This window comes from Nostoc sp. (assembly GCF_036919555.1).
Taxonomy (GTDB): domain Bacteria; phylum Cyanobacteriota; class Cyanobacteriia; order Cyanobacteriales; family Nostocaceae; genus Nostoc.
The window spans coordinates 51,258-74,026 of the sequence record NZ_JBALCS010000054.1 but is presented as its reverse complement, the minus strand read 5'-3'; the positions used below and the strand labels follow the sequence as shown (position 1 = coordinate 74,026).

19 protein-coding genes are annotated in these 22,769 nt (G+C 42.8%); 15 read left to right on the top strand and 4 right to left on the bottom strand.

Going from position 1 to position 22,769, the window contains the following annotated elements:
- Window positions 1-182: 182 nt before the first annotated feature.
- Both V7K36_RS16635 and V7K36_RS16630 read right to left on the bottom strand, forming a co-directional pair.
- A complete protein-coding gene (locus tag V7K36_RS16635) occupies window positions 183-644 on the bottom strand; it encodes a DUF3598 family protein (protein WP_335117507.1) in 462 nt (153 codons plus the stop codon).
- 354 nt (window positions 645-998) lie between these two features.
- Window positions 999-1,679, bottom strand: a complete 681-nt coding sequence (locus tag V7K36_RS16630; protein ID WP_335117505.1) for a uracil-DNA glycosylase — start codon at window positions 1,677-1,679, stop codon at window positions 999-1,001.
- A 194-nt stretch (window positions 1,680-1,873) separates the two neighbouring features.
- On the opposite strand from V7K36_RS16630, the gene V7K36_RS16625 reads away from it, so the two are divergent.
- A complete protein-coding gene (locus V7K36_RS16625) occupies window positions 1,874-2,572 on the top strand; it encodes a phosphoribosyltransferase (protein WP_335117503.1) in 699 nt (232 codons plus the stop codon).
- Between the two features lie 27 nt (window positions 2,573-2,599).
- Here V7K36_RS16625 and V7K36_RS16620 read toward each other — a convergent pair whose 3' ends face one another.
- Window positions 2,600-3,700 carry a tetratricopeptide repeat protein gene (locus V7K36_RS16620; protein WP_335117501.1) on the bottom strand — a complete coding sequence of 367 codons (1,101 nt, stop codon included), beginning with the start codon at window positions 3,698-3,700 and terminating at the stop codon, window positions 2,600-2,602.
- A 721-nt stretch (window positions 3,701-4,421) separates the two neighbouring features.
- Here V7K36_RS16620 and V7K36_RS16615 point away from each other — a divergent pair.
- The 6 genes from V7K36_RS16615 to V7K36_RS16590 all read left to right on the top strand — a co-directional run bounded on the left by V7K36_RS16615 (window position 4,422) and on the right by V7K36_RS16590 (window position 9,101).
- Window positions 4,422-4,730, top strand: a complete 309-nt coding sequence (locus V7K36_RS16615; RefSeq protein WP_335117499.1) for a hypothetical protein — start codon at window positions 4,422-4,424, stop codon at window positions 4,728-4,730.
- A 118-nt stretch (window positions 4,731-4,848) separates the two neighbouring features.
- Window positions 4,849-5,457, top strand: a complete 609-nt coding sequence (locus V7K36_RS16610) for a thioredoxin family protein (protein WP_334832835.1) — start codon at window positions 4,849-4,851, stop codon at window positions 5,455-5,457.
- An 8-nt stretch (window positions 5,458-5,465) separates the two neighbouring features.
- Complete coding sequence (locus V7K36_RS16605; RefSeq protein WP_335117497.1) at window positions 5,466-6,158, top strand: cytochrome c biogenesis CcdA family protein; 693 nt, start codon at window positions 5,466-5,468, stop codon at window positions 6,156-6,158.
- Between the two features lie 195 nt (window positions 6,159-6,353).
- Window positions 6,354-6,950, top strand: a complete 597-nt coding sequence (locus V7K36_RS16600) for a cytochrome b/b6 domain-containing protein (RefSeq protein ID WP_335117495.1) — start codon at window positions 6,354-6,356, stop codon at window positions 6,948-6,950.
- Between the two features lie 8 nt (window positions 6,951-6,958).
- On the top strand, window positions 6,959-7,675 hold the full coding sequence (locus tag V7K36_RS16595; RefSeq protein ID WP_335117493.1) for a molybdopterin-dependent oxidoreductase: 717 nt from the start codon (window positions 6,959-6,961) through the stop codon (window positions 7,673-7,675).
- 232 nt (window positions 7,676-7,907) lie between these two features.
- Window positions 7,908-9,101 (top strand): NADH:flavin oxidoreductase/NADH oxidase, encoded by a 1,194-nt coding sequence (locus tag V7K36_RS16590; protein ID WP_335117491.1) that lies wholly within the window; start codon window positions 7,908-7,910, stop codon window positions 9,099-9,101.
- Window positions 9,102-9,384: 283 nt separating this feature from the next.
- On the opposite strand, the gene bchH is transcribed toward V7K36_RS16590, so the two are convergent.
- Entirely contained in the window at window positions 9,385-13,131 is a 3,747-nt protein-coding gene (gene bchH / locus V7K36_RS16585; protein ID WP_335117489.1) for a magnesium chelatase subunit H, read from the bottom strand.
- 967 nt (window positions 13,132-14,098) lie between these two features.
- Here bchH and V7K36_RS16580 point away from each other — a divergent pair.
- The 8 genes from V7K36_RS16580 (at window position 14,099) to V7K36_RS16545 (ending at window position 22,470) form a co-directional block, all read left to right on the top strand.
- A complete protein-coding gene (locus V7K36_RS16580) occupies window positions 14,099-15,040 on the top strand; it encodes an N-acetylmuramoyl-L-alanine amidase (protein WP_335117487.1) in 942 nt (313 codons plus the stop codon).
- Window positions 15,041-15,326: 286 nt separating this feature from the next.
- Entirely contained in the window at window positions 15,327-15,860 is a 534-nt protein-coding gene (locus V7K36_RS16575; protein ID WP_335117556.1) for a cytochrome C, read from the top strand.
- A gap of 467 nt (window positions 15,861-16,327) precedes the next feature.
- Window positions 16,328-19,120, top strand: coding sequence for a preprotein translocase subunit SecA (secA, locus tag V7K36_RS16570; protein ID WP_335117485.1), 2,793 nt, complete (start codon window positions 16,328-16,330; stop codon window positions 19,118-19,120).
- 105 nt (window positions 19,121-19,225) lie between these two features.
- The gene (locus V7K36_RS16565) at window positions 19,226-19,684 is read left to right on the top strand and encodes an aspartyl protease (protein ID WP_335117483.1); all 459 of its coding nucleotides are present in this window, start codon (window positions 19,226-19,228) and stop codon (window positions 19,682-19,684) included.
- Between the two features lie 28 nt (window positions 19,685-19,712).
- Window positions 19,713-20,183: a hypothetical protein gene (locus V7K36_RS16560; RefSeq protein ID WP_335117481.1), complete on the top strand. Its 471-nt coding sequence runs from the start codon at window positions 19,713-19,715 to the stop codon at window positions 20,181-20,183.
- Window positions 20,184-20,516: 333 nt separating this feature from the next.
- Window positions 20,517-21,245 (top strand): DUF3800 domain-containing protein, encoded by a 729-nt coding sequence (locus V7K36_RS16555; protein ID WP_335117479.1) that lies wholly within the window; start codon window positions 20,517-20,519, stop codon window positions 21,243-21,245.
- Window positions 21,246-21,445: 200 nt separating this feature from the next.
- Window positions 21,446-21,790, top strand: a complete 345-nt coding sequence (locus V7K36_RS16550; protein ID WP_335117476.1) for a low molecular weight protein tyrosine phosphatase family protein — start codon at window positions 21,446-21,448, stop codon at window positions 21,788-21,790.
- Entirely contained in the window at window positions 21,787-22,470 is a 684-nt protein-coding gene (locus tag V7K36_RS16545; RefSeq protein ID WP_335117474.1) for a class I SAM-dependent methyltransferase, read from the top strand. Before V7K36_RS16550 ends, V7K36_RS16545 begins: the two co-directional genes overlap by 4 nt.
- Window positions 22,471-22,769 lie beyond the last annotated feature (299 nt).

The window sequence follows — 22,769 nt, the reverse complement described above, 5'->3', positions numbered from 1 at the left end:
ACTTAAGCTTAAACCCTTTTAAAACCTCGTTTCCAGCCAGAGGCTGGAAATGCTGATCATAGCGGCTCTGCCGCAAGTCTTGAGGCGGAGCCTCACATTAGGCATTCCCAGTCGAAGACTGGGAACGAATTATATTTTATCCATCCAGCGCCAAATTTGGTCAATAATTCGTCATCAACTTTTTAACTAGAAATCCGCTTCTCAACTATTAACATTAAGCCTTTTAATTTCCCATCTTCTGTAAAACTTTGGCTAGTGCGACATTTATTGTTGTTATTTACAAGATTAATCATTTCCGTTGCCAATAATTGGCCTGTCGCTTTATTCCAGACATTAAAAATGATAATGCTATCTCCATGTTCACGTGCAATAGTGGTGAAATTTTCCCATGCGGGAACATCTACTGCTTCTATTTCTATTTCATCATTACTAATTACCTTACCAACAAAACTGTTAGTGACAATTCTCCCGTCGGCATAATGGTAAGTATTGGTTTGTAGCCATTGATTGTCAACTATCTTTTGTATAATTTCTGCTTCAAAGCGTTCTGTTTCTTGAGCATTAGCATCCATTCTGATCCAGTAGCCTGACCAAGTGCCAATATGTTTGGGGAAAACTTGAAAATCACTCAATTGTTTGGGCATATTGCTAATACAAAAAAGTTTGTTTACCTATTTTTTCTTTATACATTAGAGAGCTGCACTCATGGAAAAAGATTTTGTATTTTTTCACTCACAGAGCGAATATGCTAACGAAGCGAGTAACGGGACTTAGACAAAAAGTAGCCAGAAAAAACTATCAAATGTATACACAGAAGTACTTTGACATCGGTTTGCCTAATTTATTGATATATCTGGGTTTCAAGCATTTTTGAGCCTTTGGTGTACTTTCCTTGCCCTGTATGGGTTTGAGGCTTGTTTCTGCCTGAAAAATTTTTAAGTCTTGGTAATTGAAAAGATGTTGGTAATGACAAGTCTTAAAAAGGAAGGAATTAAACATTAGCTGTTATTTTGAATTTCGTCTAACTTGGCACGCACTGCCCGGATATCCTGCCACATCAACCATTTCGGCGCACCTCTTTCCTTAGAAGGGTTACGCAGCAAGTAGGAAGGATGAAAAATTGGCATACATAAACGCCCTTCCCACTCCAGCCACTGACCGCGAATTTTCGTAATCCCTCGCTTATCGCCAGTGATACTTTTGACAGCAGTTGCACCTGTTAACAGAATTATTTTGGAGTCAACTAGGCGAATTTGTTCTAGTAAGTAGGGTAGACAAGCCGCCACTTCTGTTGGAGTGGGAACTCTATTATCTGGTGGGCGGCATTTATTAATATTGGCAATGTATACATCATGCTCAGTAGTCAGATTCACAGATGCCAAAATTTTCTCCAACAACTGCCCTGATCTACCGACAAATGGTAAACCCGTTTCATCTTCATTTTGACCAGGCGCTTCTCCTATAACCATAATTGGTGCTTTGAGATTGCCACGTCCGACAACAGCGTGAGTCCGAGTGTCTCCCAATGGACAACGGTGACAGCGATCGCAATCCTGTGTCAACTCCATTATGCCAGAATAAGTTCCCGGAGCGATCGCAATTTTCGCGTCTGTAGGAATCAGTTCTCGTTGGTTAAAGGTTGAGTCGTCGAAGAGGCTGAGTTGGGTTTCGCTGCTCATGAAAATCAGGATTTTGGCATTATCAGCACCAGCTGTCTTATCTGAGTTAAATACTGCTCTGGTTGGAGATTTATCAGAATAAATAGACTTTTGCTGAATACTTATTATTTATACAAATCTGATTCTATCAGTTAATTTGAGACAAAATTCAGTCATCATAAAAGCAGTGCCGTCCTAAGATGCTGGGGGAAACCATGTCACATACCCCACTTTTCGCCGATCGCACCCATGCGGGTGAGCAGTTGGCGCGAGTGATTCATGATGTTTTAACTCAGCAAACTATTGATTCTGGCGTAAAGCCTGTACCAATTGTTTATGCTTTGCCGAGAGGGGGCGTACCAGTAGCAGCACCAATAGCACATCTTTTGGATTGTCCGTTGACAATTGTTGTGGCGAAAAAGATTAGCCATCCAGAAAACCCAGAGTTAGCAATTGGTGCAGTCACGACTTCCGGGAATGTTCTTTGGACTGATCAAAAGCTATTTCGGTCTAAACATGATGCGGGGAGGCGGGAAGTAGCTTTAAATAAAGCGATAAACCTTGCTAAGTCTCTTGAGGCTCAATTAATTTCTGCTTGTCCGCAGGTGAATGCCGAGAATGCTACGCTGATCTTAGTTGATGATGGCATTGCTACAGGTATGACAATAGCGGTAGCGGCAACTGCCATGAAAGCGCTTTCTCCAGCAGCAGTTTGGCTATGTACTCCAGTAGCGCCACCAAAATTGCTACCTTGGTTAGAACAGTGGGGCGATCGCATAATAGTTTTGGAAACACCGGAACCCTTCTGGAGTGTGAGTAATTTTTACGCCCAATTTCCCCAAGTAGATACATTAGAAGTTCTCAGATATCTCCAACAACAAAAGACAATTGGGGGAATTGATCTGTACGAGTAATTTTGAATTGTTTTACTGTCTTGCTTTTTAACTATTTGGAGATGTTCCCTGCTGGTATTGCATAGCTTTAGCATAATCACCCAATGCGTAGCAAGCGACTTTCAGACTGGCAAGAGCTTGTTCTTCACTGCGACGGTCTTTGATATTCCTAGCTAAAAGCAAACGTTCTTCATAATATCTAATTGCTTTGTTATAGTCACCCAAAGCTTCACAAGTAACTCCTAAACTACCTAAAGACTGTTCCTCGCTACGCTTGTCTTGAATTTCTTTGGCTAATTGCAACCGATCTTCATAATACTTAATGGCTTTAGCATAATCACCTAAGGCATAACAAGCATTTCCCAGATTCTTTAGCACCTGAGAAGCACTGCGAACATTTTTTAAGGAGCGTGATATTACTAGACACTGCTCATAATAGGCGATCGCTTTTGGGTAATTGTCCAAAGCATACCAAGCATTACCCAAATTCTTGAGTACCTGTTCCTCGCCCCAATTATCTTTGAGTTCCCGCACAATTTCTAGGCTTTGCTGCTGATACTCAATTGCCTGTGTAAAGTTGCCTAAAGCTTTATACACCAATCCCAAGTTATTCAGTGCTGCTACTTGACTGCGTTTGTCTTGTAGTTGCTGCGTTATTTTCAAACATTTTTCTAGAAACTCAATTGCTTTTTGATGGTCATTCAGATGACGGTATGCATTGCCTAAATGGGAAAGTGCTTGCATTTGCACTGCTAAATCTGAGGTGTCTTCGCTCAAAGACAGACACTGTTGGGAGTAGGAGATAGTACCTTTGTAGTCTCCAGCGCTGTAAGTTACCAATCCTAAAAAAGAAAGTACCTGTGCTTGTTTTGGTAAATCCCCAACTGCCTGAAACAGCCCCAAGGATTGTTGTAAAGACTTCATCGCCACGATTAATTCACCAGCTTGCTGCTGTTGAATTCCTTGGCGTAGTAGCTTGGAGGCTTCTGATAAATGGTCGTCACTTTCTTGTGGAGGTAGTATTTCTACTTGGGAACCAGAGTCAAATTCATGGGTAATTGTATTACGCTTCACTGGTTTTAAAAATATTATGGGTAATTGCAGGGGAACTGTATTTTTCGAGATGTTATTCCATTCGCCTTTAGACATCAACTCCTTCCTGTTAAGTCGAGAACACCAATTCAGTAATCCTGGAAGAAGCTCTCCCCCAACCCCTCTTCGTTTCGGAGAGGGGGGCTAAACTCCCCCAACGCTGGTAGGGAAGAGGGGGTTAGGTTTTTGATTACTGAATCGATGCTCTAGTGGTAAATCTAGTGTTCCCAAAACCAGAATGTATCTTTCATTAGGCTGGTTTACCACAGCGTAGGTTTAGCAGGGGTTAGTGGCTTATTTATTGGCAGCGTTAGTAAGGCATTCCTCATTATGCTAAGTTGCGTTCATTCACTTCAGAATGAGGTTTGGCTGAGAGAATACTTAAATTAGGCGGTATCTCTAAACTACCATAATTGCCTGAGAAAATGCTGAGAATCACCTAAAATTTATCAAGGGATAAATTTATGAAAATCATGGCTTAGTTTCAGATAGGCTTCAGTCCTAACAGAGATAGTTTGGATGTTCGGGATAACTCAAGCATCAAGAGTAAGACAATCGTTTTTACTCCTATTATTCAAAGTTGTGTTATAAACGAAGGCGTTATTTTATTGCCACGTAGATGCGATCGCTTCAGTGCGATCGCAATAGCAAAAGTCTGATGGAGTCTTCTACAAGAAGCTATCTTCTGGACTCCAACAGCTTTGATGAATCTGCCTGTAGCTTAGTTTCCTCTGATAAATCAATACAAAAAGAACTATCCAAAGGATGAAAGAAGACTATGAACTGGAAAACACTTTCTTTAATTGCTGGTCTGATTTTAACTACCAGTCTCACTGCTTGCTCTGGCACTCCTGAAACCAACAATCAAGTTGCTCCTGAAGCCACTCCTGCGATGAGCAAAGATAAAGCCGGCGATGCGATGAGTAAAGACAAAGCCGGCGATGCGATGAGTAAAGACAAAGCCGGCGATGCGATGAGTAAAGACAAAGCCGGCGATGCGATGAGTAAAGACAAAGCCGGCGGTGCGATGAGTAAAGACAAAGCCGGCGATGCTATGAAGCAATCACCCGCTTCCACCAAGCCCTAGCCACAACTAGCTTTGCATCTCACTTTTCTTCTACTGAGTACTAGGGATTGGTTAACCAGGAAAATCCTGATTCCAATCCCTATACTTTGGCGTTTTCACCTCAACAGGAGAAATTTTGATGAATCACAACCTGCTTCGTCGGCGTCAGTTACTTTTTTACCTTGGGTTAGGGGTTGTCGGAATCGGTGCAGCCACAACATTTCCCAACTTCAGAAAAGTGAATGCCCCTTCTATCTCTTCTGCAAATCGTAACAATACGCAAGGCTCGGAAGCTATTGCAGCGAAACCTCCAGCAGGCAAGAGTTTGCCAGAGTTTCAGGGTATCAGTCAGTGGCTTAATTCTACACCTTTGTCAATCGCTGACCTCAAAGGCAGTGTTGTCCTGATCCAGTTTTGGACTTTTGCTTGTATTAATTGCCAGCGTACCCTGCCCTACATCACTAGATGGCATCGGCAGTATGAGTCGCAGGGACTCAAGGTAATTGGCATCCACACACCAGAGTTTGCCTTTGAGCGAGATGCAAACAACATAAAAAAGGCATTACGACAACACAAAATTACTTATCCGGTTCCGGTTGATAACGAATATAAAACTTGGAAGGCTTACGACAATCAATATTGGCCTCATATGTTTTTGGCTGACCGTCAGGGCTTGTTGCAATATAACCATATTGGTGAAGGGGAATATGAAAAAATAGAGCAAACTATCCGCCAGCTATTGGGTTAGAAGGAATTATGACTACTTCTACTCTATCAATCAGTCTGGCTTTATTGGGGGGAGTTCTGAATGTGCTTTCACCCTGTGTTTTACCTATTTTGCCTGTGCTATTGGGCCGATCGCTCCAATCGCATACTTACGGACCAGTAGCACTGTTAGGGGGATTAATTGCTGGTTTTGCACTGGCAGGTAGTTTACTAGGTGTAACAGCAAGCTGGTTTACAGGCTTGGCTAATTTATTACGGAATGGTGCGATCGTACTGCTTTTATTTTTGGGATTACTGGCGATTTTTCCCACCTGGAGTTACCGAATATTTACTTATATTCCAGTTGGCAAGTGGGCTAAAAATACTCCACGAATCGGACTCATGGGAGAGTTTTGGCTTGGGACTCAGTTGGGGCTTTTGTGGACTCCCTGTGCTGGCCCGGTTTTGGGGGGAATTTTAGTACTAGCAGCAGTTAATCATCAAGTCGCAGGTGCATTTTGGCTACTGGTTGCCTATGGAATCGGAGCCGGGTTGCCTCTGTTAGCGATCGCCTACGGTGGGCGAGTACTCAGCAAACGAATCCTCAATCTCCGCTCCCATAGTCCAATGTTGCAGCGAATTGGTGGCGTAGCGATCGTGTCCACAGCAATTGCTATTCTTTTGGGTTGGGATGTGCAGATACAACTTTGGCTGGCTCCGTTCTTTCCTACTCAATCTCTGTGAGACGTGCCAATTTTAGATTGCCAATTTTAGATTTTGGATTAGAAGACCCAATCAGAAAGTCTAATACGATTTTAGATTTTGGATGGGGAATCGCCTTCTGGGTGTAGCTTGTGTGAATCCGTCTGTCGCAATCATTTTTAAAATTGGTATAACTTGGAACAATCTAAAATCAAAAATTCAAAATCCAAAATTGGTATGACTTCATCAAAAGGCAAAGGTCGCTCAACACCAAGTCAAACTTTTCTATCAAAGACCTTTCACTGGATTAATATCATCAGTCTCATCTTGATGATCACTAGCGGACTGCAAATCTATAATGCTAATCCGGTATTTGGAGGGCGTGCAGGTTGGCATTTTCCTGACTTTCTGTTGCTAGGAGGTTGGCTAGGGGGTGGCAGAAACTGGCATTTTACTGCGATGTGGCTGTTTTCGCTGAACTTACTTTGGTATGGAGTTTATATCTTTGTAACTCGTCGTTGGCAGCGTCGATTTGCCGATCGCGGTGACTTAAAAGCATTGCAAGTCAGCCAGAACCCCAAGCGCAAGAATTACGCATGGCATCGGCTAGTTTATACTGCGATCATTCCAGTGCTGCTGCTGGCAATCATGAGTGGTCTGGCGATGTACAAACCGGCTCAACTGCATTGGCTTTCGGGGCTGTTTGGTAGTTGGCAGAATCTACGCACTGTTCACTTTATCACTGTTCCCACTGTCATACTGTTTACAATTGCTCACTCCTTACTTGCCCTGAAGGTAGGAAACATCCGTCTAGTTAAATCTATGTTCCTGTAGAGGTAGTTATGAGTCTGATTCTTCCCAAACGCACCCTATCCCGTCGCCAATTACTGCAACTATCTGGACTTTCAGGGGTAGGCTTTCTTTTAGATGGCTGTGGGACAAGTTTGTTCTCAAATAATGTGCGGCAAATATCTGAGCCACTAAATCAACGTCTGCAAGCACTGCTGCTAACTCAAAAACCTATACCAGAATTTCCTGTCAGTGCCATAGAAGCAGACAAATTGCTGATTAATACCTTTGACTTCACTCCGCAAATTGATCCGGCGCAGTTTCGCCTGAAGATTGATGGTGAAGTTAGTAACGCGATGCAATTGAGCATGGCAGATATTCAAAAACTTCCCTTGACTTCAATGGTAATTCGGCATATCTGTGTTGAAGGCTGGGCTGCGATCGTTCAATGGGGAGGCGTGCGATTGCGAGACTTAGTAGCGCTGGTACAGCCGAAGTCAAACGTCCGCTATGTCTACTTCAAATCTGCTGATGGTTACTATGAAAGCTGGGATCTTGCCTCGGCTATACATCCTCAAACTCTCATGGCTTATCAAAAGAATGGACAACCTTTATCGGCTGATAATGGTGCGCCCATACGCCTAGCATCTCCAATTAAACTGGGCTACAAGCAAAGCAAGTGGGTGACTCAAATTACATTCGTCAGTAATTTGTTACCGATTAAAGGCTATTGGGAAGATCAAGGCTATGAGTGGTTTGCAGGACTATAGTCACGCGATCTACGATTTATTCTTGTCACCCCGCTTCCATTCCTTCTTTTGTTTGTTCGCGGTAATTCCCCACTCTATAGAGGGATGGTGAATTAGGGGGATTAGTTAAAAATCATTGGATAAGCGAGAAAAAATCAGACACCCAATATCTGAAACTGTTTATCCAAAATCGATTTTGACGAGCTAACTCGGATACTGGGTGTTAGTCCACAAAGCACGGAAAAGTACCAGCATGACTACAGAGAAACTAACAACTTTGCCATCATCCCCAGCCCAGACGGAATTAGAATTCATAGATTCCCCCGGTTGTTACTCAACAAGTCTGCACGATTCGGATGTACCGGAAGTAGACTTGTTTAGTCCACTGACAATTCGAGATATCACCCTGCCCGATCGCATAGCGATGTCACCAATGTGTCAATACTCGGCAGAGAATGGATTCGCAAACGATTGGCACTTCGTCCATTTGGGGAGTCGGGCTGTTGGAGGTACTCGCCTGATTGTAGTGGAAGCGACAGCTGTGACACCCCAAGGACGAATTACCCCCGGCGACCTTGGTCTTTGGGACGATATGCACATTGAGCCACTAGCTCGGATTGTGCGCTTCCTTGGCCAACAGGGAGCGATCGCAGGGATTCAATTAGCCCATGCTGGCCGGAAGGCGAGCTGCAATCTTCCTTGGCTGGGTGGTACACCTCTGACACCTGAACAAGGGGGTTGGCCTGTAGTCGGGCCAAGCCCAATTCCGTTTCAAGAGGGCGGCCCCGTTCCCATACCCCTGGATGAGGATGGGATTGAAGAGGTGATTCAAGCCTTCGTTGCCACAGCCCAGCATGCCGTTCAAGCGGGCTTTCAGATTATCGAAATCCACTCGGCTCATGGATACCTACTGCATTCCTTTCTTTCGCCGCTAAGTAATCAACGAACAGATCGTTACGGAGGTTCCTTGGAGAACCGAATGCGTTTGTTACTGGAGGTGGTAAAAAGAATGCGAGATATTCTGCCAAGTGGGATACCGCTTTTTGTGCGTCTCTCTGCTACCGACTGGGTAGAGGGAGGTTGGGATCTCAAGCAATCAGTTATATTGTCTGGCGAACTAAAGATATTAGGCGTTGATTTGATCGATGTTTCCACAGGAGGCTTAGTCCCTCATGCCAGGATTCCCGTGCAGACAGGTTATCAGGTGCCTTTTGCCGCCAAAATCCGAGAGGAGGCTGGAATTAGGACTGCGGCTGTGGGGATGATAACTGAGGCTGAGTATGCTAATCAAATAATTACTCGTGGGTGTGCAGATTTGGTTCTCATTGGTCGAGAAATGCTCCGCGATCCATATTGGTCGATTCATGCGCGTTGCCACTTGGATGAGGAAATGAACTGGCCTTTGCCCTACGGGTATGCAGTTAAAAAACAGAGACGGGGGAAATAAATCTCAAGGGCAGGTGTTGCTGAATCAAAAGATGAATCATTTCATGTCCAGCAAATTATTTGTAAGATGTGATTTTGATCGCAACGAAGTGGAGTTAAGCAATCGTCGGGTTTGAGATTGCCACGCTCTGATCGCAATTGACTTGTGTTTAAGCGTAGATCAGATCGTGGCGATCGCCTCAAGAAAAGCGATCGCTCTCTCTGTTTTCACACAAAAAGTCTACAGCGTTTATCTTGTAGCCTTTTCAAGGTATTTTGTGATTATGCCTAACGTACCCAACTCTCTAAACTGTAACGCCTTCTAATTCTTCATCTGTCAACTCATATAATTGACGTAATTTATCTAACTTGTCATCATCAGCTTGCCAGAAACCGCGCCCATGCGCCTCTAACATTCTGCCTAAAATATTGCGAAAAGCTTCCGGATTTGCCTTACGTAACTTATCCGCCATCTCTGCATCTAACGCATAAGTATCAGCCGCTTGGTCATAAACCCAATCATCGGTAAAATCGGCAGTACCACCCCAACCAATTAACGCCGTCATCCGTTGGGAAATTTCAAATGCACCACCAGAACCTTGATTCGCCATCGCTTGCGCCCATTTGGGATTTACCAACTTAGTGCGGTATTCCATTCGCAGCAAATCATCTAAATTGCGGGGTGTAGTATCTTTCGAGAAACTTTCCACAAAGCTGGTTGAAACCTTTTTACCGCGTTGTTTTTCTGCTGCCCTTTTCAAACCGCCGGTATTGGCGTAATATTCTTGAATATCAGTTAAACCATATTCTACCGAATCGATTTCTTGAACAATGCGATCGCTAGTTTTTAACAACGTGTTCAACACTTCCGGTCTAGCTTGACCTTTATCTTCTCTCCCGTAGCTGAATAGATTGCGACTTTGCCAAGTATTGCCCAACTCCTCGCCAGATTCCCAGTTACCATCAACTACACTATCATTCACCAAAGAACCAAAATCACCCACCGGATTAGAAAACAATCTCGCCGATACATTTTCTACACCTTGGGCTTTTAAAGCTAAAGCATGTCTTCTAATAAAATTCTGATCTTCGGGTTCATCAGCATCAGCCGCCCGTTGAAATAAATCATCTAACAATTCGATAATATTTACAAAACTATCCCGGAAAATCCCAGACAAATTACCTAACACATCAATACGGGGATGTCCAACTTCCACCAACGGTTTCAATTCATAACGAACAACTCTGCCAGTTCCTTCCTTAACAGGTTCAGCCCCCACCAATTCCAATAGAATCCCCAGAGATTCACCCTTGGTTTTAATCGCATCCAATCCCCAAAGCATCACCGCCACCGTTTCAGGATATGTCCCAGATTCATCCAAATGCTGGGCGATAATTTTTTGAGCAATTTCTCGTCCCCGTTCATAAGCCGCAGGTGAAGGCATCCGATAAGGATCTAAAGCATGAATATTTCTCCCAGTCGGCAAAACACCAGCCCCATCCCGCAACAAATCACCACCAGGCGCAGGCGGAATATATTCCCCATTCAATCCCCTTAACAAATTCGTTAACTCATCCGTAGATTGCATCAATAAATCCCTTATTAGCCTTTCCTCCTCTTCTCTTTCTTCTTCTTCGCGTCCTTCTCTTCGAGACACTTCGTGAACGCGCCTTCTCTGCGAGACGCTTCGCGAACGCGGTTCGTTTATTCCTTCTTCCCCCCCAAAATAAGCCTCCAAATACGACCCCAATTCCTCCTCATTCGGTGCTTCCCCCAAAGTATGCAACCCAGAAGAAAACAACCGATTTTCTAAAACTTGCAAATATCCATACAACTCCGCCAAATAACCATCAAAAGCATGAGCGCTAAACAACCGCACATTTTCGGGAGTAAAGGCAATACCCAACTTTTTCGCCTCTAAAAACGGACAATCTGCATCTAAACCAGAGTCCACAATTTTTTTACAAATCCCTTCCTTCAAGACATAATTCTTTTGTGGATCTTCACGATACTCCGAAATCAAATCTCGCAATGCTACCAATTCCTTATACAAACCTGCCCGTCCATAAGGCGGTACATTATGAGAAATTATTACACCATAACCGCGACGTTTTGCCAACATCGATTCAGAAGGATTATTCGCCGCATATATATATAAATTAGGCAAATTTCCTAACAAAATATCCGACCAAGAATAACCCGTATTACCCAAAGGAGAACCAGGCAACCATTCTACCGTTCCATGCATTCCAAAGTGAACTATAGCATCAGCTTGAAACTCATTTTGCAGCCATTTATAATAAGCAGCATATTGGGGATGGGGCGTTAAATCTCGTTCAAACATTAAGCGCATCGGGTCGCCTTGTATACCTAAAGGTGGTTGTACACCTATCCACACATTTCCTAATTGCACACCACCAATTTGGAATTCGTCGCCATAGGTTTTAATTCCAGTCCCCGTGAGAGATTTCCATTGTTTTTCGATGCGGGAGGTTTGCAGATATCCCAACCATTTTTCTAATGTGCGGACATTTACAGATGCAGGGATATTCTCCGCGTTATTTAAAGATTCATCCGCCTCTTTCAAAGAGCGAATTAATTCTTCCCCATCTTCCGGCAAATCCCCGACGGTGTAACCTTGTTCTTTGAGTGCGTGGAGAAACTTCAGCAAACTACGCGGGACATTTAATAATGCAGCTGTACCCACAGCACCATAACCTGGAGGAAACCCATATAAAACGATCGCAATCTTGCGTTCCGATGTCGGTTTTTGTCGTAAAGCCACCCAACTTTTCACCCTACCAATTAGTCGCTGCACCCGTTCGGGAACTAGATAAATATTTTCGCCCACTAAACCACCGAGGGGAACGGTATCAATAGCACCATCTAATTCTGGTAACGCGTACAAGACGACACTTTGCAATCCGCCGACACCTTGGCGCGTCCACGAGTGAATATCTTGAATTAATAGTGGTGCAGCAACAATATAAGGTACATTCTTGGCAGTGAGGATGCGCTTTGCTACTTCCACCTGACGCCCAGCTTCCATTGAACCAGCCGGGCCACCCACCAGAGGAAAGCCAATTGTCGAAACGATCGCATCGACTTTTACTGCTTCACTAGAAAGCGAGGCAGTCTCTATATTACCTAGTTGTCGTTGCTGAATTTCATAGTCGGTTGTCATCAAATCTCGTACCGCCACATGTCCTTCCACGCCGTTGATGAAAATGGGCAAAGGAGTTAACCCGGCTGATTCAAAACTGCGAATTAGTTGGGGAATGTAGGGTTGTTTCGTGATGACGTGTTTTCGGTAGAGGAGAATTCCTACTACTGGGGAGACGCGATTAGGGAAGACGCGATGAATCGCGTCTCTACAATGGGTTTTATACCATTCTAAATATTCGCGGGGCGATTCAAAAAATCCTGGATAGTCGGGATGGAGTAATCCGATGTTGGGGGTTTCGACTAGCGGGGGAATGTCGCCGACTTTTAAACCCAAGTATTTTTCTGCTAGTGTCCAGAATAATGAAGCGACGTTTTCTGAACCGCCAGCATTCCAGTAACCATAGATAATTAACCAGTTGCGTAAGTCTTGGACTTTTTGCACTGGCACGTATTTCAGTAGTTTGGGGCCAATTTTTAAGAAGCTGATGTAACCAGCGAGTTTGTCTTCTTCTCGTCCGTTGCTAAATTTGTCGAGGATGAATTTAACTGGTTTGGGCATTCCTTTGGGATTGTCGCCAATGGCAAAGTCACCCAACTTGGTTAAACTCATCAATTCTAAGGCTGACTCAAACACCAAACGGATGGGAATTTGGGCAATGCGATCGCGCAACCACACAACCTGGTCATAATCAAATAGTAGGCTACCGAAAAATACATCCGCTTCATGAAGTGCTGCTTCTACCTCGGTGCGTTTACTGGTAATATCGCGATCGCTAAATACCCGAATATCCAACTCTGGACAGCGAGAGTTAGCCAAAAAAGCTGCTTTTCTATACAAGTCAGCGTTGAACGATTCAAACCCAGCAACCAAGACGATGCGTTTCATGCCTGTAAGCTACGAAATATTTCTTTACTTAAATTTTAAACTGGCTCACAGGTTGATTGTTAAATATCTACCCACAGATTTCGGTCAAAGAAGAGGAAAAGGAGCAGGGGGCAGGGAGCAGGGGGGAGAACCCCATAAATAAAATTATTTGCTCTGAAAACGGACGCATTATTTCTCGTGCTATGCATCTCGAAATAAATATTTTTGCTTTTGGGCATAAATAAATTTAGTTGCTCTGAAACCCAGATGGCAGGGGAATTCCAGAATCTTTCTCCCCTGCCCCCTGCTCCCTGCTCCCCTGCCTCTTTGGTCAGTAGTACCTTGAGGTAGGACGTAAATTCAGCTACCATCTCAATTAACAAGACAATTGCTTGAGCAACTGGTTAAAAGTCGGTAAACTTCCGTCACAGTCTACTAAGTACATTTGTCAGCGTTATTATCTGAATAATGGAGGCAATTGCTGCATTTCAATTTATTGCAAAAATTAACGGGTTATTCCCGATTTTGATAAATTATAATGGTTGTGTTTTTGGTGAAAATATACCTTTGAATTAGTGGATTTTACCACAGTAAATTTGCTGTTCAGATTCAGGCAAAAACTTATCGCAAATCGAAGGGTTTAAGCCCCCTACGTCTACACATAGCTTCAATTTCAGTCAGGGTTTAAATCACTGTCTGAAATTGTCTAAAATGTTTGAATTTTGAATTTTGAATTTTGAATTTGTCTGCCAGTGTAGTATTACTTAAAATAATGTGGACATTCCCAACAACTACTTCAAAAAAATTATTAACAAAACTTTGTATCTATAATTGGAAGAGATTTAAACTAGTACAGCACGGCATAAATAAACCACCCACTCAAAATAAATGAAACGCTTACGCTATATTCATTTTGAATTTTGAATTTTGAATTTTGAATTCTGCCCTGCGGTACTAGTGTCAAAATAACTAACTTGAGGATGAAATCATGAAATTTGGAATTGATAGCGGGCACAATTGTCCACCAGATACAGGAGCGAGCGGGATTAAATTTGAGGATAATTTAACTCTAGATGTCGGTAATAGAGTTATAGCCAAGTTAAGAGCTTTGGGGAACGAAGTCGTAGTATGTAGACCAAGTAGCGCTCGTACAGTAACTGAATCGCTTTCAAAAAGATGTTCTACAGCTAATGGGAGTAAAGTAGATATTTACGTTGCGATTCATTTTAACTGCTTTAATGGACAAGCTAACGGCACAGAAGTATATTCGACTAGCGATACGGGGACAAAAATCGCTAAACCTGTACTAGATGAAATCGTCAAGTTAGGATTTTTTAATCGCGGCGTTAAGAGTGGTTCCCACTTGTATGTTCTGAAACATACAGATATGCCGGCGATTCTGGTAGAAGGTTGCTTTGTCGATTCGCAAAAAGATATGAATCTTTATAATCCAGAAGCAATAGCTAATGCGATCGTCAAAGGCTTAACTGGTAAAGTGTCAAGTGTTCCTGTTAAACCCGTACCAGATGAAGAGGAGAATGTAGATACAACTATTCTTAGACTGCAAAAGGCATTAAATCGACTCAAAATAACTGATAAAAATGGTACGGCGCTAGTGGAAGATGGTTTCACTGGGGCTAACACAAAATCTGCCGTAGGAAAATTTCAGACTATTATTGGGGTTCAGCCGACTGGAATTACTGATGATGCTACATGGAATGCCATAAATCTAATTTTGGCAAAACGAATTATCAGACCAAACCATGCTGGTGGTGCAGTTGTCAAATACTTGCAATACCGTTTAGGTGTTGATAATGATGGCGTCTACGGGCCGCAAACAGAGGTTGCAATTAAGAACTTTCAAAAGCAAAATGGTTTAGAAGCCGATGGGATTGTCGGGCCTACTAACTGGCAGAAATTAATTGGTTAGGCTGATGGCAGATTGGTCATCTAGATTATAAAACTATAGCGATCGCAGATGTAAATTTCTGCATCCTATGGTTTAATACCCCCACCCAATCGCATGGTGGGGGTACAAAAACGCCGTTTACTCTTGTGGATATGAAAGATGCGTTGGTTGCCAAAAGTACTTAGGCAAAATCACCAAATACTGCCAAAACTGCGTAAGTCTTATGATTAGCACAAGCGCCACTTCTAAATATCTGGGAATGTGAGGAATGTCAATTTTTGTTAAGCGCAAAACCCGCGATGGCGAAATGCGATCGTTACACCAAAGCGCCGAACGTGAATTCAAACGCCAATTTTTCGGTTTACTTCTGGTAATTGTCACCTGGAGCCTAGTTATGGGATGGCTTCTAGCTTTGGCAACTAACGCTCAAAGTGCTACTCCTTCCGCCGAAATTGGCACTGTTGACGTAGTGCCTGCACAGTACCAACTAGGGCAAGAAGTGTATTTAGAAAGCTGCTCCACATGCCACATCGGCTTACCACCAGCCGTTTTGCCCACCCAAACTTGGAAAAATCTTCTGGAAGACTCCCAGCACTACGGCGCACAACTAAAGCCTTTAGTTGATCCGCAGCGCATCTTGGTGTGGAAATATCTTTCGACTTTCTCCCGTGTCCAACTAGACGACGAAGAAACACCCTATCGCGTCAACAACTCACGTTATTTTAAAGCTTTGCATCCAGGAGTTAAGTTACCACGTCCCGTCCAGCTTGGCAGTTGTGTCAGCTGTCATCCCAGTGTTAGTGATTACAATTTCCGCCGCCTGACAGCAGAGTGGAAATGAAGAGTAGAGACGCGATTAATCGCCTCTCTACAGAAGTTAGGAGTTAAAAAATTCATAACTCACGCGGTGTGCAACTTTCTCTCAAACCTAACCCCCAGCCCCTTCCCTACCAGGGTTGGCGAGCAAGACTTAAAGCCTCTCCCCGAAGCGGAGAGAGGAATGGAAGTGGGGTTTTAAGAAGAAGTCGCACATCGCGTTAACTCTTAACTCCTAACTCCTCACTCTATTCTCCCACTCCTTCTCTGGCCTCATCTGGGGGCAAAATGATACTATGAAGAAAGAGTAAATATAAGATAAGAGTTAAAACCAATTATTTAAGAAAGTGATTGGCTCGTTTTTCTCCTGTTTTTGAGGTAATTCTCATTTCACACCCATCCACGACCGAAACGGTTGGGTTGGGTTAAATGTTTATAATCAATGCCGAACCTTTAATTCCCATCCCCCTTGATTCAGTTCTATAATCTGCCATGCTAAAACTTTTGTTGGGCGACCCCAACGCTCGTAAGCTTAAAAAATACCAACCTTCTGTTACTGAAATTAACCTTTTAGAGGAAGAAATTAAGATTCTTTCTGATGATGAGTTAAAAGGTAAAACCGCCGAATTTAAACAACGGGTTGCAAAAGGCGAAACTCTGGATGACCTATTGCCAGAAGCTTACGCCGTTGTCCGGGAAGCAGGACGGCGAGTCTTAGGCTTGCGGCACTTTGATGTCCAACTCCTTGGCGGGATCATTTTGCATATAGGGCAAATTGCCGAAATGAAAACCGGCGAGGGTAAAACATTGGTCGCCACCTTGCCGAGTTATTTGAATGCCCTCACTGGTAAAGGTGTACACGTCATCACCGTCAACGATTACCTGGCTCGTCGGGATGCGGAATGGATGGGACAGGTGCATCGATTCTTGGGGCTGAGTGTGGGGTTAATCCAGGCAAGCATGACTCCCAGCGAACGCCAGAAAAATTACGACTGCGATATTACCTATGTCACTAACAGTGAGATCGGGTTTGACTACCTGCGGGATAACATGGCGACATCAATGGCAGATGTGGTGCAACGCCCGTTCAATTATTGTGTGATTGACGAGGTAGACTCGATTTTAGTTGATGAAGCGCGGACACCACTGATTATTTCTGGGCAGGTGGAAAGACCTACAGAAAAGTATCTCCAAGCCGCCCAAATCGCATTCACACTCAAGAAAGACGAGCATTACGATGTGGATGAAAAAGCTCGTAACGTGCTATTGACAGATGAAGGCTTTGCTGAATCGGAAAATCTTTTGGGAGTCACAGATTTATTTGACCCAGAAGATCCTTGGGCGCACTTCGTTTTCAATGCGATTAAAGCCAAAGAACTTTTTCTCAAGGACGTAAATTACATCGTCCGCAATGGAGAAGTGGTAATTGTGGATGAATTTACCGGTCGGGTACTACCCGGACGGCGTTGGAGTGATGGACTACACCAGGCTATTGAAGCCAAAGAACACGAAGAAATTCAGCCAGAAACTCAAACTCTAGCGACAATTACTTATCAAAATATGTTTTTGCTGTATCCAAAACTCGGTGGAATGACCGGAACGGCAAAAACAGAAGAACCAGAATTTGAAAAAATTTACAAACTGGAAGTCGCGGTAATTCCCACCAATCAAGCCAGAAGACGCGAAGACGTGTCTGATATGGTCTTTAAGACAGAACCGGGCAAGTGGGGGGCGATCGCTAAAGAATGTGCCGAAATGCACGAACTCGGCAGACCTGTATTAGTAGGAACCACTAGTGTAGAAAAATCCGAACTTCTCAGCCGACTGCTGAAGCAACTAGACATTCCCCACGAATTACTCAACGCCCGACCGGAAAATGTGGAACGTGAGGCGGAAATCGTCGCCCAAGCCGGACGCAAAGGTGCTGTTACTATTGCTACCAACATGGCTGGTAGAGGTACTGACATTATTCTCGGTGGTAACTCCGAATACATGGCACGTCTGAAACTGCGGGAATACTTCATGCCCCGAATCGTCATGCCAGAAGATGAAGACAGCTTTAGCGTTCAAAGACCAGCCGGATTACCAACAGGACACGGCAGTGGTCAAGGTTTTGCCCCTGGTAAAAAAGTCAAAACTTGGCGGGCTTCGCCAGAAATTTTCCCCACCCAGTTGACAAAAGAAACAGAAAAACTAATTAAAGAAGCAGTAGAAATTGCGGTGCGTGAGTATGGCGATCGCAGTTTACCGGAACTGGAAGCAGAAGACAAGGTAGCGATCGCCGCAGAAAAAGCTCCCATTGATGACCCTGTGATTCTGAAATTGCGGTCAGCTTACAATCGCGTTAAGCAGGAATATGAACAATTTACTACCCGCGAACATAATGAGGTAGTGGAAATCGGCGGTTTGCACGTAATTGGTACAGAACGCCATGAATCGCGGCGGATTGACAACCAGTTGCGCGGACGTGCAGGAAGACAAGGCGACCCTGGAACCACGAGATTCTTCCTAAGTTTAGAGGATAACCTACTGCGGATTTTTGGTGGCGAACGTGTTGCTGGGTTAATGAATGCTTTCCAAGTGGAAGAAGATATGCCCATCGAATCTGGGATGCTCACCCGCAGTTTGGAAGGCGCACAGAAAAAAGTTGAAACCTATTACTACGATATTCGTAAGCAGGTGTTTGAGTATGACGAGGTGATGAATAATCAACGTCGTGCTATTTATGCCGAACGCCGCCGAGTGCTAGAAGGTCAAGATTTGAAAGAACAGGTAATCAAGTACGCTGAAAAAACGATGGATGACATCGTTGATTACTACATCAACGTAGACTTACCCTCGGAAGAGTGGGAGTTAGAAAAGTTGGTTGAGAAAGTCAAAGAATTCGTCTATCTGCTAGCGGATTTGCAGCCAAATCAATTAGAGGATATGTCTGTTAGTGAGATTAAAGCCTTCCTCCACGAACAGGTGCGAATTGCTTACGATCTCAAAGAAGCACAGATTGACCAAGTTCAACCTGGACTGATGCGCCAAGCTGAACGCTTCTTTATCTTGCAACGCATTGATACACTGTGGCGGGAACACCTGCAACAAATGGATGCTTTGCGCGAATCGGTGGGATTACGCGGTTATGGTCAAAAAGACCCGCTAATTGAGTATAAGAGCGAGGGTTACGAACTCTTCTTGGATATGATGGTTAACATTCGCCGAGATGTGGTGTACTCGTTGTTCATGTTCCAGCCGCAGCCGCAGCAGATGATGCAGGCTTCGTCTGAAATGGTGTAAGTAGTCCGATATCTGATGCAGAGACGCAGAAGCGCAGAAGCGTTTTTGCGTCTTTGTATTTTAAGGCATCTCTCAAAAATATTTTGTTTTCAGGAGTTTGCTGAAATGGGTAAGCTGGTACTGCCAAATCTTCAAGGTAAGCAAATGGGGCAAGTAATAGTTACCCTCACTGTCACGAATCGAATTGATCAAGTTTTGGCACAGCGAGGCTTTATTTCTCCAGAGGAAGTTCGCTCTTATATTCTAGATAATGTTTTAGTTGATACGATCGCAACTTTGCTGTGTTTACCTGCTAGCATTATTAGTCAACTAGGTTTAGTCCAAGGTGGAGAAGCCCAGGTAGAGACTGCGGCTGGAGTGCAGCAGGGGCGGATTTTCCGAGATGTTGAACTTAGTATTGGAGAACGCCAAGGAACCTTTGATTGTCTGGAACTTACAGAAGTACCCTATGCCCTTTTGGGTGTGACGCCAATGGAAGTTTTAGGCTTAGAACCAGACTTGAAAAATCGGAAGTTGCGAGTTTTACCGATGAATTCTGAGCAAACTTACCTTAGTGTATTGTAAGCGACCATCTCAATTCAGAAGGGACACTATGAAACAGAACAATAGAAGTGATTTCACTTACCGTCAGCTGGAAAATAATTTAATACATATTTCTGAATCAATTATTCAGGGTTTAAAATCTAACAAGTGTGAATTAAAAACTTCTACTGACTATGAAGAAAATGATGCATCTATAAGGTTATCTGAAATAGATGTCAGTCTGGAAAAATCTTTTATTGAGCTAGGAGTTTACTTTAGTTGGCCAAATGATATGTATATAATTCGTGTATGGGATAAAAGCATTACTCCTTCAGAGAAAGACAAAAAAAATTGGAAATCAAAAGAACCATGTCCTGGCCATTTGGTATGGCAAGATGAAGACGAAGATTTATCATCAGAGCAAGGATTTTCAAATTTTGATTCAGATTTGCACAAACTTGTTTACGAGTACGTTAAAAAAATTCAGGATTTTTATTTATCTGCTGGTGGTGTAAGTCCTGAAATAAGGAATCTATTGTAGTAAAATTTTTATGTTAGAGATATAACAACTTATAATATAGTTAGCAGTCAAGAGGTCTAACCTTTTCAGATCGCGGAAGCTAGGTCTTCCCTTGACTGATTTTTATTGTCTAAGAATAAACACCACACTCTAATGCAACTTTCTGAAGCTAAACAGATGCGATCGCTTATACTTGGCGTAGTTTTGGGATTGTCTGTGGTGCGATCGCAGAGTAAGCTATTTTACTTTAATAACTAGGCAACCAGAGACAAGCTAGCCTATAAAGTAGCTGATATAATATGAATAGCAGTCAAGAGGTCTGACCTTTTCAGATCGCGGAAGCTAGGTCTTCCCTTGACTGATTTTTATTGTCTAAGAATAAAGAACAGCCATGTATTTGCTGTATGCAGAGAGTCTGGCACAACACACGACTCAAACCAACAATATTTTGTACTGGCTGGGTTTTGTGTATTCGAGCGCCAAGGATACTGGATTTCTGATCAGCTTGACCAAATTGCTGCTAGATTTGATCCGGCTGATCCAGTATCAGTTGAATTGCATGGTAGTCCAATGCTGAGTGGACGAGGAAAGTGGAGAAGCTATCCTAAGAGTGATAGAGAGAAAGCTATTGAAGATATTTTGCAGATTTTCCTACAGTCACACCCAAGTAATCGACTATTCGCAAGTGTGATCAAGAAGACTGTAGTATCACCAAAAGACCCTGTTGAAGTTGCATTTGAACAACTAGCTAGTAGGTTTGATAGGTATTTGATCAGGCTGCACAAAAATGATAATACACAGAGAGGCATCATAATTTTTGACAAATCCACTTACGAGACAACAATTCAATCTTTAGCAACTGACTTTAGAACTATTGGATACAGTTGGGGTGTTATCAGAAACTTTTCGGAAGTGCCTTTATTTTTAGACTCAAAAGCTTCGAGACTAATTCAACTTGCTGATCTACTCGCTTACGCAATTTTCAGACATTTTGAAAAGGGGGATAGCAGGTTTTTCTCTATCATTCAGTCTAGATTTGATTCTGAAGGCGGTATAGTTCATGGATTACATATACAGCAATAAAATTCTATTTGTCTAACACCACACTCCAATGCAACTTTCTGAAGTTGAACAGAATACGATCGCTTATACTTAGCGTAGTTTTGGGCTTGTCTGTGGTGCGATCGCAAAGTAAAATACTTTATCTGAACTGTTAAACTGTAGAGCTACGCTAACCCTAAGCCCAATTAGAATAAGTTTAGGATGCTGCACAGGAGAGCAAAATGGATACACCTAATGAAAAAGCTCTTATTTTCTGTAGCCAGAATAAACTGCGAAGTCCCACCGCCGAGGCTGTGTTTTCTGAATATGAAGAACTTGAAACAGACTCAGCAGGTTTAGATCGCTATGCCGAAGTACCAGTTTCAACGGAGGCTATTATCTGGGCTGATATTATCTTTGTAATGGAAAAATCTCATAAAAGCAAACTATCGAAAAATTTTCAGCCCTTGCTGAAAGATAAAAGAATTATCTGTTTAGATATACCAGATGAATATGAGTATATGGAACCAGCTTTAATTGAATTGTTAAAACAAAAAGTTCTACCTTTATTAAAGATTAAAAAATGAATATTCAAGAAGCTTTTAATACTGCCGCAACAGATTATGATAACTTACGTCGTATCCTAATTCCCTGTTTTGATGACTTTTACAAAACAGCCGTTGAAATCATCTCAGGCGACGGCGCTGCGCCTTTGAAGATTCTAGATTTGGGTGCTGGTACTGGACTTTACTCAGGTATGGTTCAGTCTGTCTTCCCCAATGCAGAGTTCACCTTGCTGGACTTAGCCCCTGAGATGCTAGAGAAAGCTAAGTTTAGATTTAGTAAAATGGGCAAATCTCCCAAAATCTTAATTGGTGATTACATTAAGACTGATTTAGGTAGTTCCTATGACCTGATAATCTCGGCCTTATCGATTCATCATCTGTCAGATTTCGACAAAGAACTTCTTTATCAACGGATTTATGATATCCTCAATCCTGGAGGGATATTTGTCAACGCCGATCAAGTTCTTGGCAAAACCCCTGATTTAGAAGAACTTTATCGCCAACACTGGTTAGATTCTGTCCGTGCTAAGGGTATCTCACAGGAGGATCTTAAAGCTGCACAAAAACGCATGGAATACGATCGCATGGCAACCCTTGATATTCAACTTTGCTGGCTAGAAGCGGCTGGTTTTCAAAATGTGGATTGTTGGTACAAAAATTTTAGCTTTGCTGTTTTTGGTGGTTATCGACTGCCTATTTAACTAAGTAAACGTGAATTTGAAGGCTAATATAGTGTCCACCTAATTAGCTTTTTGGTAAAGTCACTGTTAAAAATAAAGGAAAGTGTTTCACTTAATACAAGTAAGTGGGCAAGAATAAATCAAACTATATTACGTATTTTAAATTTAGTTAAATTATCTCGTAGTAAGGGCTGGAACCGTTTACTACAAACCTTTAATTATTTATTGCTCACACTTTGATAAACCAAAAATTTCAGGAGAAATTTGATTAATTTTCATATTTTAATTTAATTACTTCATCAAAAAAGTCATTTCAACGT